The sequence below is a fragment of the Mycobacterium montefiorense genome, assembly GCF_003112775.1.
In the GTDB taxonomy this organism is placed as follows: Bacteria; Actinomycetota; Actinomycetes; order Mycobacteriales; family Mycobacteriaceae; genus Mycobacterium; species Mycobacterium montefiorense.
The window spans coordinates 1-763 of the sequence record NZ_BFCH01000034.1 but is presented as its reverse complement, the minus strand read 5'-3'; the positions used below and the strand labels follow the sequence as shown (position 1 = coordinate 763).

The following is a 763-nucleotide window of genomic DNA, read 5'->3' as shown; positions in this document are numbered from 1 at the left end:
ATGTGGGCCGGTCGGGGTTGACGGGTTCGCGGTTTGTGGCGTGTCCGGTTGGGGGTGCGGGTGCGCGGATGTATCGGACTGGGGATTTGGTGTGTTGGGGCCCGGATGGTCAGTTGCGGGATGTGGGGCGTGCGGATGAGCAGGTCAAGATTCGTGGGTATCGCATTGAGTTGGGTGAGGTGCGTGCGGCGTTAGCGGGTGTGGCTGGTGTGGAGCAGGCGGTGGTGGTTGCTCGTGAGGATCAGCCTGGGGTGCGGCGTTTGGTGGGGTATGTCACGGAGTCGGTGGCCGGGATTGTGGATTCGGTTGTGGTGCGTGAGGTGTTGGGGCAGCGGTTGCCGTCTTATATGGTGCCGGCTGCGGTGGTGGTGGTTGAGGGGTTGCCACTGACGGTGAACGGGAAACTCGATACTCGGGCGTTGCCGGCTCCTGAATATGGTGACGCGCAACGGTATCGGGCTCCGGGGACCGCGGCTGAGGAGATTTTGGCGGGGATTTTCGCTCAAGTCCTGGGTGTGGAGCGGGTTGGGGTGGATGACTCGTTCTTTGATCTGGGTGGGGATTCGTTGTCGGTGATGCGTGTGGTTGCTGCGGTGAATTCTGCTTTGGGTGTTGGTCTTTCGGTGCGTGCGGTGTTTGAGGCGCCCACGGTTGCGGGGTTGGTGACGCGGCTGGATGCGGTTCAGGATGTGTTGGAGCCGTTGGTGGCCCGGGTGCGTCCTTCGGTGGTTCCGTTGTCGTTTGCGCAGTCGCGGTTGTGGTT

The 763-nt window shown here is 62.5% G+C and carries 1 protein-coding gene; it reads left to right on the top strand.

The features are described 5' to 3' along the window. Positions 1 to 763, top strand: a 763-nt coding sequence (locus tag DB708_RS23705; protein WP_235616921.1) for a phosphopantetheine-binding protein, incomplete at both ends; no start/stop codon positions are given.